The following is a 14,075-nucleotide window of genomic DNA, read 5'->3' as shown; positions in this document are numbered from 1 at the left end:
CGGGTAAACGCAGCGCCACCCGGCAATACATCAGAGCACCAGCCCCGCAAAGCTCGCCGACAGCAGGCTCACCAGCGTCGCGCCGTAGACCAGACGCAGGCCAAAGCGCGATACCACGTTACCCTGCTGCTCGTTCAGGCCCTTAATCGCCCCGGCCACGATGCCGATGGACGCGAAGTTCGCGAACGACACCAGGAAGACGGACAAAATGCCCAGCCCGCGCGGGGACATCTGGTGCGCGATTTTTTGCAGCTCGATCATCGCCACAAACTCATTCGCCACCAGCTTGGTCGCCATAATACTGCCCGCGTTTAGGGCATCGCTCAGCGGAATACCCACCAGCCACGCCAGGGGATAAAATACATAGCCCAGGATCTGCTGGAAGCTCATGCCAAATACGCTGGAGAAGAGGGCGTTGACGGCGCTAATAAGCGCGATAAAGCCGATCAGCATCGCCAGAATAATCATCGCCACCTTAAAACCGGCCAGAATATACTCGCCGAGCATTTCGAAGAAGCTCTGGGATTCGTGCAGTTTTTCCAGCTTAACCTCCGGCTCCGCTTCCGGGCGCGCCGGGTTGATGACGGAGAGAATAATAAAGGTGCTGAACATGTTTAAAATCAGCGCCGCGACGACGAATTTGGCGTCGAGCATGGTCATATACGCCCCGACAATCGACAGGGAAACCGTCGACATGGCCGTGGCCGCCATGGTGAACAGGCGACGCGAGGAGAGATCGCCCATCACGCCCTTGTAGGCAATGAAGTTTTCCGACTGGCCGAGGATCAGCGAGCTCATCGCGTTAAACGATTCCAGCTTGCCCATACCGTTCACTTTCGACAGCAGCGTACCGATGGCCCGAATAAAAATCGGCAGGATCCGCCAGTGCTGAAGAATACCGATCAGCGCGGAAATAAAAATAATCGGGCAAAGTACGCCGAGGAAAATGAACGCCAGCCCTTTTTCTCCCATACCGCCAAAGACGAAATTAGTCCCTTCGCCAGCAAATTTGAGCAGTGACTCAAAAAATCCCGAGACGTATTTAATCAGGAATAAGCCGCTTTCGGCGTGCAGGAAAAAGAACGCCAGGGCAATTTCAATGACAATCAGCTGTAAAACATAACGAATGCGAATTTTTCGGCGGTCGAAACTCACCAGCCAGGCCAGCGCAAGAATAATGACCAGCGCCAGCAGGAAATGGACAATCTTAAACATGGTTTATTTTCACTTGGTTTTCGAGGCGGATATTTAGCCACAGCGCTGATTAACCGTAAATGGGCATTTTCGCTATAACTTATAAACCTGAACGTTACGCAGGTAACTATTATCACGCTTGGCGTTTACAACTCGTCATCAAAACACCACACATTTCGCTTGTGTTTCTTTCTGGCGTAATGATAATCACTATCACAAGAATTTACCTTTCTTTGCATCAGTTGACCGCGATAAACATTTAAGGTGTCGGCATGTTTGTTCCATTTCTCATTATGTTACGTGAAGGGCTTGAAGCTGCCCTCATCGTGAGCCTCATCGCCAGTTATCTGAAGCGAACCCAGCGCGGACGCTGGATTGGCGTCATGTGGATTGGCGTATTCCTTGCCGCGGCGCTCTGCCTGGGCTTAGGTGTCCTCATCAACGAAACCACCGGCGAGTTCCCGCAGAAGGAGCAGGAGCTGTTTGAGGGGATTGTCGCCGTGATTGCGGTCGTCATCCTCACCTGGATGGTGTTCTGGATGCGTAAGGTCTCGCGTAACGTGAAGGTGCAGCTGGAGCAGGCGGTGGATAACGCGCTGCAGAAGGGCAATAACCACGGCTGGGCGCTCATTATGATGGTCTTTTTCGCCGTGGCGCGCGAAGGGCTGGAGTCCGTTTTCTTCCTGCTGGCGGCGTTTCAGCAGGATGTGGGGATCTGGCCCCCGCTGGGCGCCGTGCTGGGTCTTGCCACGGCGGTGGTGCTCGGTTTCCTGCTGTACTGGGGCGGTATTCGCCTGAACCTGGGCGCGTTCTTCAAGTGGACCAGCCTGTTTATTCTGCTGGTGGCGGCCGGGCTGGCGGCAGGGGCGATCCGCGCCTTCCACGAAGCGGGCCTGTGGAATCATTTCCAGGACGTGGCGTTCGACCTCAGCAACGTGCTCTCCACGCACTCCCTGACCGGCACCCTGCTCGAAGGCATCTTCGGCTATCAGGAAACGCCGAGCGTCAGCGAAGTGGCGATGTACTTTATTTATCTGGTTCCGGCGCTGGTGCTGTTCGCAATGCCGCCGCGTACCGGCACGCAGGCGTCGCGCGTTGCGCCGTAATCTTTGATTGAGTAACAACATACTTTTAAAGGGAAGAGTCATGGCAATTCAGTTCCGTCGTAGTGCGTTATGCGCAGGCATTGCCGCGCTGTTCGCTTCTGCATTCTCCGCCTGGGGCGCGGATGTTCCACAGGTTAAGGTCACCGTCAACGACAAGCAGTGTGAGCCGATGACCCTCACGGTGAACAGCGGAAAAACCCAGTTTATTATTCAGAACCACAGCCAGAAGGCGCTGGAGTGGGAGATCCTGAAAGGCGTTCTGGTGGTGGAAGAGCGTGAAAATATCGCCCCTGGCTTCAGCCAGAAGATGACCGCCAACCTGCAGCCGGGCGAGTACGAGATGACCTGCGGCCTGCTGACTAACCCTAAGGGTAAGCTGATCGTCAAAGGTGAAGCGACGGCCGATGCGGCGAAAGGCGCTGCGGTGCTCAGCCTGGGCGACGCGATTACCGCTTATAAGGCATACGTTACCCAAGAGACGGCGGATCTGGTGGCGGGCACCAAAGCCTTTACCGATGCGGTGAAGGCCGGGGATATCGAAAAGGCGAAATCCCTCTACGCGCCAACCCGTCAGCACTACGAGCGCATCGAGCCGATTGCCGAGCTGTTCTCTGACCTTGACGGCAGCATTGACGCCCGCGAAGACGACTACGAGCAGAAGGCCGCCGATCCGAAATTCACCGGCTTCCACCGTCTGGAAAAAGCCCTGTTTGGCGACGGCTCCACCAAAGGGATGGAGAAATACGCCGAGCAGCTGAACGGCGACGTGCTGGAGCTGCAAAAGCGCATCAGCGAGCTGGCCTTCCCGCCGTCAAAAGTGGTGGGCGGCGCGGCCGGTCTGATTGAAGAAGTGGCCGCGAGCAAAATCAGCGGTGAAGAGGATCGCTACAGCCACACCGATCTGTGGGACTTCCAGGCCAACGTCGACGGCGCGCAGAAAATTGTCGAACTGCTGCGCCCTCAGCTGCAGAAAGAGAACGGCGAACTGCTGGCCAAGGTGGACGCTAACTTCAAAAAAGTCGATACCATTCTGGCGAAGTACCGTACCAAAGACGGGTTTGAAACTTACGATAAGCTGACCGACGCGGACCGTAACGCGCTGAAAGGCCCGATTACCGCCCTGGCGGAAGATCTCTCCCTGCTGCGCGGCGTACTGGGTCTGGACTAAGCACGATGAACAAGAATGGCAAGTTCGACGAGGTAGAACCTTCTCGTCGTCGGTTGTTAAAAGGGGTAGGGGCGCTGGGCGGCGCGCTTGCTCTGGCCGGTGGCTGTCCGGTGGCGCACGCGGCGAAACCGCAAAGCGCGCCCGGCACGCTGTCACCCAATGCCCGCATGGAGACGCAGCCGTTTTACGGCGAGCACCAGGCGGGTATTCTGACGCCGCAGCAGGCGTCGATGATGCTGGTGGCCTTTGATTCGCTGGCCAGCGATAAGGCCGATCTGGAACGCCTGTTCCGCCTGCTGACGACGCGCATCGCGTTTCTTACCGCCGGGGGACCGGCACCGGATACGCCGAACCCGCGCCTGCCGCCGATGGACTCCGGCATTCTGGGGCCATTTATCGCCCCGGATAACCTGACCATTACCGTTTCGCTGGGTGAATCGCTGTTTGATGCGCGCTACGGGCTGGCTAAGCAGAAGCCGGAAGCGCTGCAAAAAATGACGCGCTTCCCGAATGATTCCCTCGACGCGGCGCTGTGCCACGGCGACCTGCTCCTGCAGATTTGCGCCAATACCCAGGACACGGTGATCCACGCCCTGCGCGACATCATCAAGCACACGCCGGATTTGCTCAGCGTGCGCTGGAAGCGGGAAGGGTTTATCTCGGACCACGCCGCCCGCAGCAAAGGGAAAGAGACCCCGGTGAACCTGTTGGGCTTTAAGGACGGTACGGCCAACCCGGACAGCCACGATGGCGCGCTCATGAAGGAGGTGGTGTGGGTCACGGCCGACCAGGGCGAACCGGCATGGGCGGTCGGTGGAAGCTATCAGGCGGTGCGGATTATTCAGTTCCACGTGGAGTTCTGGGACCGCACGCCGCTCAAGGAGCAGCAGACAATCTTTGGTCGGGATAAGCAAAGCGGGGCTCCGCTCGGCATGAAGAACGAGCATGATGTGCCTGACTACGCCCGCGATCCCAATGGCGATGTAATTGCGCTGGACAGCCATATTCGTCTGGCCAATCCGCGCACCAAAGAGACGCAGTCGAGCCTGATGATGCGTCGGGGATACAGCTACTCGCTCGGCGTGACCAACTCCGGCCAGCTCGATATGGGGCTGCTGTTCGTCTGCTATCAGCACGATCTGGAAAAAGGCTTCCTGACCGTGCAGAAGCGGCTCAACGGCGAAACGCTGGAAGAGTACATTAAGCCTATCGGCGGCGGCTATTTCTTTGCCCTGCCGGGCGTGCGCGACAGCAACGCGTATCTGGCTCAGGGTCTTATTGAAGCCTGATAATCGTCCCCGCAATCGTTCGCGGGGACATTATTTTTTCCTATGACTATCTTGTTGTTATATTTCTGTAATATTCCTATATGAGACTGAATTCGCTGCAGGAGTAGTCTTAAAAGTTGCATCAAGGTAAAATAAATGTTGCATTTATGATAACTCCTGATGTACTTAAGATAAGACAGCGGTAGTTCCCGGCAGTGATGCTGAATCACTATGGAGATCGCGTATGGTTGCGTCCTGTACTGGACAAGGTAAACATAACAACCGCAGCACCCGGCGCGGAGGCTCAGACTCCGGCAGCGATTTCCTCACCACTCAATTTTCCCCCCTCCCTCAAGAATCTGATTCGACCGACGTGCTGAACGGTGCGCGTAGCTGTTCCGTATCGTCATCCGATAGTGCAAGCAATGGCTTACAAGGAAGCCAACCCTCTGATGTTCGTGCGCATAATCGCGCCAACGCTGGCGCGTGTGATGAATACCAACAACTCAAGGTGCTATCCATGGGAAGACAAAAAGCAGTGATCAAAGCTCGTCGCGAAGCAAAACGTGTGCTGAGACGGGATTCACGTAGCCATAAACAGCGTGAAGAAGAATCGGTCACCTCGCTTGTGCAGATGAGTGGCGTAGAAGCAATTGGCATGGCCCGAGACAGCCGTGATAATTCTCCAATTGTGGCGCGCAATGAGGCTCAGGCGCACTACCTGAATGCTATCGAGAGTAAACAGCTCATCTTTGCAACCGGTGAAGCCGGATGCGGGAAAACCTGGATCAGTGCGGCCAAAGCGGCGGAAGCGCTGATTCATAAGGACGTGGAGCGCATTATTGTTACCCGTCCGGTACTGCAGGCGGATGAAGATCTCGGCTTCCTGCCCGGCGATATTTCGGAGAAGTTTGCCCCGTACTTCAGGCCCGTCTATGACGTGCTGGTGAAGCGGCTGGGCGCATCCTTCATGCAGTACTGCCTGCGACCAGAGATTGGCAAGGTGGAAATCGCGCCGTTCGCCTACATGCGCGGACGTACATTTGAAAATGCGGTCGTCATTCTTGACGAGGCTCAGAACGTGACCGCTGCGCAAATGAAGATGTTTTTAACGCGCCTCGGGGAAAACGTGACGGTTATCGTTAACGGCGACATCACCCAGTGCGACCTGCCGTCCGGCGTGAAGTCCGGGCTGAGCGACGCCATGTCACGTTTTGAGGAAGATGAGATGATTGGGGTGGTACGCTTCACGAAAGAGGACTGCGTGCGCTCGGCGCTGTGTCAGCGGACGCTGCAAGCCTATTATTAAGTGTGCAGACGTGCGTAAGGCCCGGGAGACCGGGCCTTACGCTTTTCAGGCAGTTACGCTGGAAGATAATCGCCTTCAAGCACCATGAACATGCCTGTTTCTTCCATCCCCGTGATTGCCTTAGCATCACGTTCCAGCTGAGCCAGATCGGAATGAAACAAGACAACCCTACCGTAGGAGGTGACTAAGTCGACCGTCTTTTCCAGATAATCGCCCGCGTTGTATTTGCATACCGTAAAGCCATAACTTTCTAGCGAATTACAACGAGATTCGATCTCCACTGACTTAACGGTCCCGGCATGCTTAGAGGTAAGAAAATACTCTGCAGCGTACTGCTTTAGCACCGGTTGAAGCGCTGTTTTATCGGCGAATTCGCGCGGCGAGATCCGCACGAGCAGACTTAAATCGATCAGAGAGTGAGAATTACAGGCTTCAACGAGACGTGGACCCAGCCCGCCATGCATTCGTGCTCCTGACTCAACCAAAACCGGCCCCTCGTCAGAGAGGATTACCTCGTTGTGGGACGTACCATGACGAATGCCGAGTGAAGTCAATACCGTTTTGACATAGCTAACAAGCTCTGGGTGAGCATCAACCGGTTCAGCGATCATTTGTTGATAGATAGGAACCCCGTTGATTTCGTGTTTAATATATTTAAACAGGTTAACAATAAAATGTTCGCCCTGGCTGCTCACCGCATCCACAACATATTCAGTACCGTCAATTCTCTGCTCGATCAGCAGTTCCGCATTTTTATTTCCTGAATAATCGCGCGTATCGATCAGCGCATGGAATGCTTTTTTAACGTCTGAGATAGTTTTGCAGAAGAAAACGCCTTCCGTACCAAAAGAACAGACGGGTTTAACCACATATTCATCAAATGGGTGAGTTGCACACCATTGCAGGATCTCATCGAGGCTACCGGATTTATGGTGCGGAATATAGCGGATGCCGTCCTGCATGAGTTGTCGCTGCATCAGATATTTATCGCGTCGTGCAAGACTCTTTTCCGGTACGTTAGGTAAAAGATTCCAGTGGCTGCACAGTTTGTCGAAAACCGCGACACCCGGCTCTGAGCCACAGACGATAAAGTCTGGCGCATGACCGAGAGCCCGCTCAATGAGCTGAACGGTTTCATCGAAATCACGACTGTAAAAGACCTTGCTATAATCTTCCTGACGAAATGTTGCCATCACCGCAGAGGGAAGTTGATTATTGGTAATCAGCGCAATGACATTGTATCCGTAGAGTGTTTTTATGCGGTTGGCATAGGCTGCGCCACTGGAAAAAGGGTCAACAACCAGAACTGTTTTATTCTGCATTTTATATCCTTGGCTTAATGAATTCAGAGAGTCTCAATAACAATATCTTTCTCGGAGTAAGAGCAGCAGGCGAGATGAATATTTTCCTGGTGGTCTTTTGTCGACAAACAGAAATCGGGAACAGTTTGTACTTCGCCGCCGATCAGACGGAATTTACAGCTGCCGCATATTCCTGAACGACACATATTCCTGATGGGAATGCCGTGCTGCATAAGGTTCTCAAGAACCGTTGCGCCCGCCGTTACGTTGATTTCCCGGTCCATGTTTTGCACAGTGAGGCGAGCGGGGGAAATCACCGGTTCGCTGTCACTTAGCTTCAACGCTGGTGCGCTGCTAAATGCTTCAACGGCGATGGTTGTCTTCGGAAAGTGTTGCTGGAGCGCGGTCATCATCGTTTGTGCAAAACCGACGCTACCACAGATTATGGCGATATCAGGAATAACGCCTTTCACGTCCCGACCCACCTCAATGCGGCCTGAATTAACAAATTCGCTGTGCCTGATCGGCGAGGCGCGGGTGACGTTTATCCGTAGCGTGAACCAGTTGCTGCGCAGATGAAGATCAAGCAACTCATTAAGGCAGGGCATGGACTTCAGATCTGTACAGCTTAATTGTAATACAACATTTTTTTGGGCTACGGTGTATCCATAATGTCTGAAGCTTTCACGTAGTAATGCGAGAGGAAGCGTGATGCCTATACCATTTGCCATCAGTAACACGTTTGTTTTATCACGTAGGGTATTAAACGTTATCTCCCCGCCATGTTCTGTAACCTCTACTTCTTTTTTATTCAGCAACAGTCGGGAAAGCGTTGCAGATGCATGACCCTCACCTTTATCTTCAATAATAACGTCATAGTATTCTCCTTTTTCGCTGTTCACTACCGTATAACAGCGATGCAAAGAAGCACCAGATGTATCCCTGAAAAGGAAGTTTAAGTATTGTCCGGGATAAATATCTTTTTCCCGGGACACGTCTTTATCAACGGGGATCAGCCTGAACATTCTGATACGTTGCGTTAAAAATGTTGATTCAGCACAAATCAGTTTCATTTTTTCTCACCGTGTCATTACAGACCGATTCGTGAAATGACGGTTTCCGCTGAGTCGAGATAGATATTTATCTCATTACAGCTTTCTGTATCCGCAATAATGTCTCGGGCGTGAGGCATCCCTGCAAGACGGAATGCCGTCTCCCACGCGCCGAGTTCATTATTCGCAAAGAGTTCGGCAGTGCTGAGCATGGTATCTCTGAGATATTTCCGTTCGCTCTGGCCGAGCTCTCTGACAATATCATAGGCAACATAGCTAAAGACGCTTGAGTGGCTCCATTCGTCTTCAGCGTGAATCCGGGTAACCTCATGGCAGATTTTTTGGATACTGTTATCGGTGGCCATCACTTTAAGATAATCGGTTATCAGCGTCTCACTGGCGCAGGCGATAGCGAAGCGGGTAAGGCGTCTTTGCCAGTCTGCATTGCACGCGGCCAGCGTTTTTTGCCGCCAGTCAATGAGGTTAAAATCTCTGTAATTCAGCGGTTCAATCTTGCGCCGATCGTAGATGTAGTTACTCGCCAGCAATGACATTCGCGTGTGCAGAGCTTCGTCCAACAGCGCTTCAGACATAACGTCCTGCAATAATGCCCGATTCGGAGAATTAACCGGCGGGCACTTAATAATGTCTTCACAGGCGGGAGTGACAATATCGCATTCGATATAGATCGTTTTGAGATTATAAATCCCCCATGCGTAGGACAGACAACGATCCTTGATATCGTCAGGTGCTTCTCGCCAGGCATCATGCTCTTTGAAGGGCAGCAAAGACATGCTGAAATCTTTTTTATCTGGATCAAATTCGAGTTCAGTATATTCGTAAGGGCCTTTATTAACTGCTGCCCGGTTTTTCCAGAGAGCCGACAGTTTATTGAGCATTAGCGCAACATTCTGACTATCGGGCACGGCAAAATCAGCGGTCATAAAATACTCCGATTAATGACAAGTGATAATATTAGCTTTCGTGTTTTACACGTATCAGGCTCATGAAGAGGGCGCCGGTGAGGGCCAGCATCGCTGAAATCATCAGCGTCTGCTCCCAGTGACCTTTATCCAGCAGATCGCCGTATAGAATGGCTGACAACGCACTGCCTAAATAAAAAGAGAGCTGACGAATACTTGTTGATAACAGCGTTCTTTCTTTCGCGAAGCCGGTTATCGCAAGCGTATCCAGGAGGGGCATCAGACAGTAATTAAGAAGAAGTCGCAGGAAATAGAGTACAATAAAAATTAAAACGGGAACATGCAAAGACTGAGAGTACAGACAGCCAGCCGTTAATATTCCTGCAATAATAATAGTGGGCTTTAGTGAAAATCGCTTGACCAGTAAAGGGGCAAACAGAGCACCGATGATACTGACAATTTTGTCTCCACCCATTATTAATGAAATTTCGCTGATATTCATGCTGTACGCAAGATTAAATACGATATTCACGAACCGAAAGATGAGCGTAATGGATGCGCCAAGCAGTGCTGCAGCGATAAAGAGCACGGCAAAGTTATACCACTCCAGCTCCTTTTTTTCCACCATACGTCGGGTGTCACTTTCAGGTTCAGAGATACCCTGAATCGATTTGATGCGAAAATAGATCATTAGTAAGGAAGCCACAAATGATGCAACAAGAATTCCCTGATAGTGACCTAATGCTTCGCCATTCAAATAGTGAGTAACCGCGCTGACTATAACTGAACCTGTCATCGCCGCACCCAGATAGGCAACAAAAAAGCAGCTGAAAAGCGTAGTTCTGCTTTCAGGGTTAATATTCGACCCCATCAGAGAATTCCCGAGTGACAGAAGGGCAATCATTCCGGAAAGAATAAGCCCTAACGTAATGGCACTTCCCCATACCGAGGTGAGAACGGGTAGCAGAATAAAAGGTAGGCTGTAAATAAAAGCGGAAATCAGCAGTAAACGCTTTTGAGAAACACGCCTGCTGATGTAAATCAGCGGAATCACCGCGGCGGCCATCATTGCCATGGCGATGGCATAGATATGACCTGTCGCCGCTTTATCTACGCCTCGCGCTTCGAGATAAAAGTTATAAACGGCGTCGAACATACCATTACTGAGTCCCATCAGAAAGGTAGCAATCAAAAAATTGCGCGCCGCGGAACTGAATTTTTTTATATCAGCGAACATCATACTTCCCTTTTTGCAACGTCAATGAATAAAGCGCCGGTGAATGTCTCAAATAAACGTTCCCCCTCTGACCATTGCCCGTATCCCGCGGCGGTATGCAGATGACCTGCTCCCGGAATCATGCGGGTTTCGCATCCCCACTGCCGTGCGAGAACGCGCGCGCGATCTTCACTGAGGTGTTCATCGTTATCGCTGTGTATTAGCAGGGAGCGAATTCCCAGCGATGTTGAAGGCAGAGGACGCTGCTGTTTTAAAGGTTCTAACGCGGTTTCTGCGTCTACGTCTGCCGGTGCCACGAGGATTAGCGCCCGTACTTTATTACTGGCACAAGAGGTAGCCCACTGGGCAACGGTAACCGCACCGCAGCTATGTCCGAGCAATACGATATCGCCTTCGGTTTCGGCGATGGTGCGGTCAAGCCTGGCAATCCATTCGGATCGTGAAGGATTATTCCAGTCGTCCTGCTGGACGCGAACAGCGTTGCTGTATTTACGCTCTATCCAGCTCTGCCAGTGCTCGGGCCCTGAGTTTGTGTAGCCCGGAACGAAGAGGTAGGTGGTTTTCATGGGTGTTTCGCCTTAAGAGAGTTGTTCTGATGGAATACTGAGTCCGAATCGTGAGAAGAGAAGCTCCGCCAGTTTTTCTTTATTTGTTATCTCCTCAGAGATGGACGTCACCCCCTTTACTTCGGTGAACACATTATTGCGCAGGCTTATTCTGCCCTGCGGTGTAGGCAAGCTTGCCACCTTATTTGTGTTAAGAAGGCTTTCGGGATGATTTAGGGTATAAAAGTGGGCCATTTGGATATCAGGTTCCAGCGCGTCCGTATCGTGGAAAGCGTAGATTGCCTCCCAGACGGCATCGGGTTTACTCATCTCTTTTACTGAAACCACCCAGCCAAAGACCGGATGGCGGTTTACTCTGGTTGAGAGGAAGGCGTGGTGATGGGTGTAATCTTCAGAAAGCAAAATCGGTGCCCGTGGCCCTTTAGCGCCAAAACCGATATCGAAAATCCACTGTTGGTTATTAAGGGTTACAATAAAAAACTGGTGTGTGGCAGGCGTGGTATGGGGGATGAGTACTCTGGCTAAACGTTTACGAAAAACAATACCCGCATGTTTAAACAGCGCTTCCAGCAATAATGCAAATTCAAAACAGATTCCACCCCTGTGATTGACCATTATGTTGCTGGCAATCTCATCATAAGAGAGTTTTTTCACAGCATTTTCTTTCATTCCAAAATTTTCAAAGGGAATAGAATAAAAATGCGCATTATGCAGTTGGGTGAGAAAATCAATATCTGCGGTCGGCGCTATAGTGAGTTTTAGTTTCTTAAGATAAACATCAAGATACTTCATAAATCCACCATCAAATAATCAATAGCACAATTTTATTTATGACAAGGAGAGATAGTTCCCACGAGAGGAACTATCTTCGGTATTAATTGTAAATAAGGTAATTCTGTGTTGCGGTTACTGAGTTATTGTATCCAGCAGCCCATCGTAATAATCTGCGCAAGACTGCAGGCGAAGTATCGCGCCAAGCATAATATCATTCGCCGCTTCAGGTTTTTTCATTAACAATGGCTTAATAACGTTGTTTAGCCACCCGTCGGCATGGTCAACGTCAATTTCAATATGTTCAGTATAGTAGAGTGCATGTTTTTCATTGATACCCAGACGCTTAATACCTCTGACAAGCTTTGTATATTGTGGAGGATCGAGTAGCTCTGTTACGGCCATCGCGCCGATTGATTTATAATAATGCTGACGATTGGTCGCTCCCAACATAAACACATTATAACCTGTATATCCTTGCCAGGTATAAAGATTGGTAAATCGATCGTCTGGAAGAGATATATTACGTTGTGTTAACAGATGTTCATATAAACCGACATGTGTCCGATTTGGATCGCCATTGCCAGACTCATCCCAGAGGTTTTTACAAATTTCTGCTCTTGTTTGCGGTAAAGAACCCGGGAGCATTAGCGCAACAAGATCAAAAAACAGAATATTTAACGCACTGTCACTTTTGAAAAAATAATCCATCTGTTCTACGGAAGCCGTAGATTCAAGAAAATCAAAAATCGGATGGCAGGAAGCGCGATGAGACTGGCAGAGTTCAATAAGCTGGTGTGAGAGGTTTTCACCTTTGCCGATCGTTATTTTGGGCACCCGGCTCATTTCATAAGACAGCCAGTGCGTTTGAATTTCTTGTTTTAATGCCAGCAGCAGTGGATGATATTGGTTTCCAGCCGCAGCGGACTGCGGTTCTGCAAGAGAGAGATTATTAAGTATAAAAAGCGCATGTTGAAGTTCTTTGCGCGCGAGCAGATTACCTTCGGAATATGCCTGGCCTGAGAGCGCACGGCAGGTATCCAGGGTTTGCTCTTCTGTAATGCCTTGCTGCTGTAAAAGATCGGCGGGATTAGGGGTATTCGCCAACTGAAGAACGACTTCGTTTAAGGGCGCGTCGAAACGCCTGCTATTGCTCATGGTGTGTTTAAACCTGCTATGTGAGATACAGGCAAAAGCTATCACATCTAAAACTATACGCAACAGTAAAGTTGTTATAATGTTAAAAAATTAAAGAATATAGTTATATGCTATTGATTTTGTTGAATTTTTATATGGTGTGGTGTGTTGTTATTTTTTAACATTAATAAAGTGACGCAATAACTATACTCATCGGTCTACTTGCGGGAAGTCTCTTAAAAGACCTTGTTCTCTGCAAGGATTAGCGATTTTGCAGCAATCCATGCCAGATCGATAGCCTGATACTCGCGGGTCATTGAGGGGCTGAGGGAGGCAATAATTGCGCCATCAATCAGAATCATGATCGTTAGCGCGAGACGCTCCGCTGGCTCTGGCTCTATCGCTTCTTTAAGCACATCCGTTATGGTTTGGACCAAATCGGTTTTCAGTTCATCGTTAATCTGCAAAATAAGCGGGGAGGTGGCCCCCAGTTCTGTTACAGCACGTGAAAACATACATCCGTTAAAATCGGGACCGGCTATCCAGGAGGCATAATAATCAAAGATGCCTTTCAGCTTCAGGCGAGGTGTGGCGGCAGTAGAGATTATCTGCGCAATTTCGCTTAAGAAAACCGTTTTTCGAATGCTGAGAACTTCCGTTATTAATGATTCTTTGTCCGGGAAGTATTTATAAAAAGTCATTTTTGAAACATCGCCCGCCTGAGCAATTTTTTCTATGCTCGGGCTGACATAACCGGATTCGTTGAAAATGTTATTCGCTGCACTGATTATTTTCATTTTTGTATTACGCATAAATTTTTCTCTGAATCCAGTAAAAATCCGACTTATTATAGGGTTATTTAAGGTGAATTATACACGCTATATCAAATGTCGAACAATTTCTTTACATTTTATGCCTCTAACCGTTAACGCTGGGTTCCCCTTCGTGGTTATAAGAATATAAAAGAAAAAAGCCCGCATTTTCATGCGAGCTCTTCTTCAAATATGGCGGTGAGGGGGGGATTGACTCGCTTCGCTCGCCCT

General features: G+C 50.3%; 13 protein-coding genes. 4 read left to right on the top strand and 9 right to left on the bottom strand.

Annotated elements, in window-relative coordinates; genetic code table 11:
- Nucleotides 1-30 precede the first annotated feature (30 nt).
- Nucleotides 31-1,215, bottom strand: a complete 1,185-nt coding sequence (locus L6R44_RS08075) for a NupC/NupG family nucleoside CNT transporter (protein ID WP_237423815.1) — start codon at nt 1,213-1,215, stop codon at nt 31-33.
- A 251-nt stretch (nt 1,216-1,466) separates the two neighbouring features.
- Here L6R44_RS08075 and efeU point away from each other — a divergent pair, with 251 nt between their 5' ends.
- The 4 genes from efeU to phoH all read left to right on the top strand — a co-directional run bounded on the left by efeU (nt 1,467) and on the right by phoH (nt 6,045).
- Nucleotides 1,467-2,300, top strand: a complete 834-nt coding sequence (gene efeU / locus L6R44_RS08070) for an iron uptake transporter permease EfeU (protein WP_237423814.1) — start codon at nt 1,467-1,469, stop codon at nt 2,298-2,300.
- 40 nt (nt 2,301-2,340) lie between these two features.
- Nucleotides 2,341-3,468 carry an iron uptake system protein EfeO gene (gene efeO / locus L6R44_RS08065; protein ID WP_032639546.1) on the top strand — a complete coding sequence of 376 codons (1,128 nt, stop codon included), beginning with the start codon at nt 2,341-2,343 and terminating at the stop codon, nt 3,466-3,468.
- 5 nt (nt 3,469-3,473) lie between these two features.
- The gene (efeB, locus tag L6R44_RS08060) at nt 3,474-4,757 is read left to right on the top strand and encodes an iron uptake transporter deferrochelatase/peroxidase subunit (protein WP_237423813.1); all 1,284 of its coding nucleotides are present in this window, start codon (nt 3,474-3,476) and stop codon (nt 4,755-4,757) included.
- 499 nt (nt 4,758-5,256) lie between these two features.
- Nucleotides 5,257-6,045, top strand: coding sequence for a phosphate starvation-inducible protein PhoH (phoH, locus tag L6R44_RS08055; RefSeq protein ID WP_024908976.1), 789 nt, complete (start codon nt 5,257-5,259; stop codon nt 6,043-6,045).
- A 53-nt stretch (nt 6,046-6,098) separates the two neighbouring features.
- Here the strand turns inward: phoH and L6R44_RS08050 are convergent, their stop codons facing one another.
- From L6R44_RS08050 to L6R44_RS08015, 8 genes are all read right to left on the bottom strand, one after another.
- Entirely contained in the window at nt 6,099-7,367 is a 1,269-nt protein-coding gene (locus L6R44_RS08050; RefSeq protein ID WP_237423812.1) for an ATP-grasp domain-containing protein, read from the bottom strand.
- 23 nt (nt 7,368-7,390) lie between these two features.
- A complete protein-coding gene (locus L6R44_RS08045; RefSeq protein ID WP_237423811.1) occupies nt 7,391-8,419 on the bottom strand; it encodes an iron-sulfur cluster-binding domain-containing protein in 1,029 nt (342 codons plus the stop codon).
- A 17-nt stretch (nt 8,420-8,436) separates the two neighbouring features.
- On the bottom strand, nt 8,437-9,342 hold the full coding sequence (locus tag L6R44_RS08040) for a diiron oxygenase (protein WP_032639554.1): 906 nt from the start codon (nt 9,340-9,342) through the stop codon (nt 8,437-8,439).
- A gap of 31 nt (nt 9,343-9,373) precedes the next feature.
- On the bottom strand, nt 9,374-10,561 hold the full coding sequence (locus tag L6R44_RS08035) for an MFS transporter (protein WP_237423810.1): 1,188 nt from the start codon (nt 10,559-10,561) through the stop codon (nt 9,374-9,376).
- A complete protein-coding gene (locus L6R44_RS08030) occupies nt 10,558-11,124 on the bottom strand; it encodes an RBBP9/YdeN family alpha/beta hydrolase (RefSeq protein ID WP_237423809.1) in 567 nt (188 codons plus the stop codon). The genes L6R44_RS08035 and L6R44_RS08030 overlap by 4 nt, the downstream gene beginning before the upstream one ends.
- A gap of 12 nt (nt 11,125-11,136) precedes the next feature.
- On the bottom strand, nt 11,137-11,916 hold the full coding sequence (locus L6R44_RS08025) for an arylamine N-acetyltransferase family protein (protein ID WP_237423808.1): 780 nt from the start codon (nt 11,914-11,916) through the stop codon (nt 11,137-11,139).
- 114 nt (nt 11,917-12,030) lie between these two features.
- On the bottom strand, nt 12,031-13,053 hold the full coding sequence (locus tag L6R44_RS08020) for an iron-containing redox enzyme family protein (RefSeq protein ID WP_237423807.1): 1,023 nt from the start codon (nt 13,051-13,053) through the stop codon (nt 12,031-12,033).
- A 215-nt stretch (nt 13,054-13,268) separates the two neighbouring features.
- On the bottom strand, nt 13,269-13,844 hold the full coding sequence (locus L6R44_RS08015; protein ID WP_237423806.1) for a TetR/AcrR family transcriptional regulator: 576 nt from the start codon (nt 13,842-13,844) through the stop codon (nt 13,269-13,271).
- Between the last annotated feature and the right edge of the window lie 231 nt (nt 13,845-14,075).

The sequence above is a fragment of the Enterobacter cloacae complex sp. ECC445 genome, assembly GCF_021892025.1.
In the GTDB taxonomy this organism is placed as follows: domain Bacteria; phylum Pseudomonadota; class Gammaproteobacteria; order Enterobacterales; family Enterobacteriaceae; genus Enterobacter; species Enterobacter chengduensis.
Note: the sequence above shows the minus strand (reverse complement) of the source record. Positions and strands in the feature narration are given on the sequence as shown.

Coding starts and splice junctions, on each gene's coding strand:
- L6R44_RS08050 (WP_237423812.1), bottom strand. CDS start 7,367: ATGCAGAATAAAACAGTTCTGGTTGTTGACCCTTTTTCCAGTGGCGCA.
- L6R44_RS08040 (WP_032639554.1), bottom strand. CDS start 9,342: ATGACCGCTGATTTTGCCGTGCCCGATAGTCAGAATGTTGCGCTAATG.
- L6R44_RS08015 (WP_237423806.1), bottom strand. CDS start 13,844: ATGCGTAATACAAAAATGAAAATAATCAGTGCAGCGAATAACATTTTC.
- L6R44_RS08020 (WP_237423807.1), bottom strand. CDS start 13,053: ATGAGCAATAGCAGGCGTTTCGACGCGCCCTTAAACGAAGTCGTTCTT.
- efeU (WP_237423814.1), top strand. CDS start 1,467: ATGTTTGTTCCATTTCTCATTATGTTACGTGAAGGGCTTGAAGCTGCC.
- phoH (WP_024908976.1), top strand. CDS start 5,257: ATGGGAAGACAAAAAGCAGTGATCAAAGCTCGTCGCGAAGCAAAACGT.
- L6R44_RS08035 (WP_237423810.1), bottom strand. CDS start 10,561: ATGATGTTCGCTGATATAAAAAAATTCAGTTCCGCGGCGCGCAATTTT.
- efeO (WP_032639546.1), top strand. CDS start 2,341: ATGGCAATTCAGTTCCGTCGTAGTGCGTTATGCGCAGGCATTGCCGCG.
- L6R44_RS08025 (WP_237423808.1), bottom strand. CDS start 11,916: ATGAAGTATCTTGATGTTTATCTTAAGAAACTAAAACTCACTATAGCG.
- L6R44_RS08030 (WP_237423809.1), bottom strand. CDS start 11,124: ATGAAAACCACCTACCTCTTCGTTCCGGGCTACACAAACTCAGGGCCC.
- efeB (WP_237423813.1), top strand. CDS start 3,474: ATGAACAAGAATGGCAAGTTCGACGAGGTAGAACCTTCTCGTCGTCGG.
- L6R44_RS08045 (WP_237423811.1), bottom strand. CDS start 8,419: ATGAAACTGATTTGTGCTGAATCAACATTTTTAACGCAACGTATCAGA.
- L6R44_RS08075 (WP_237423815.1), bottom strand. CDS start 1,215: ATGTTTAAGATTGTCCATTTCCTGCTGGCGCTGGTCATTATTCTTGCG.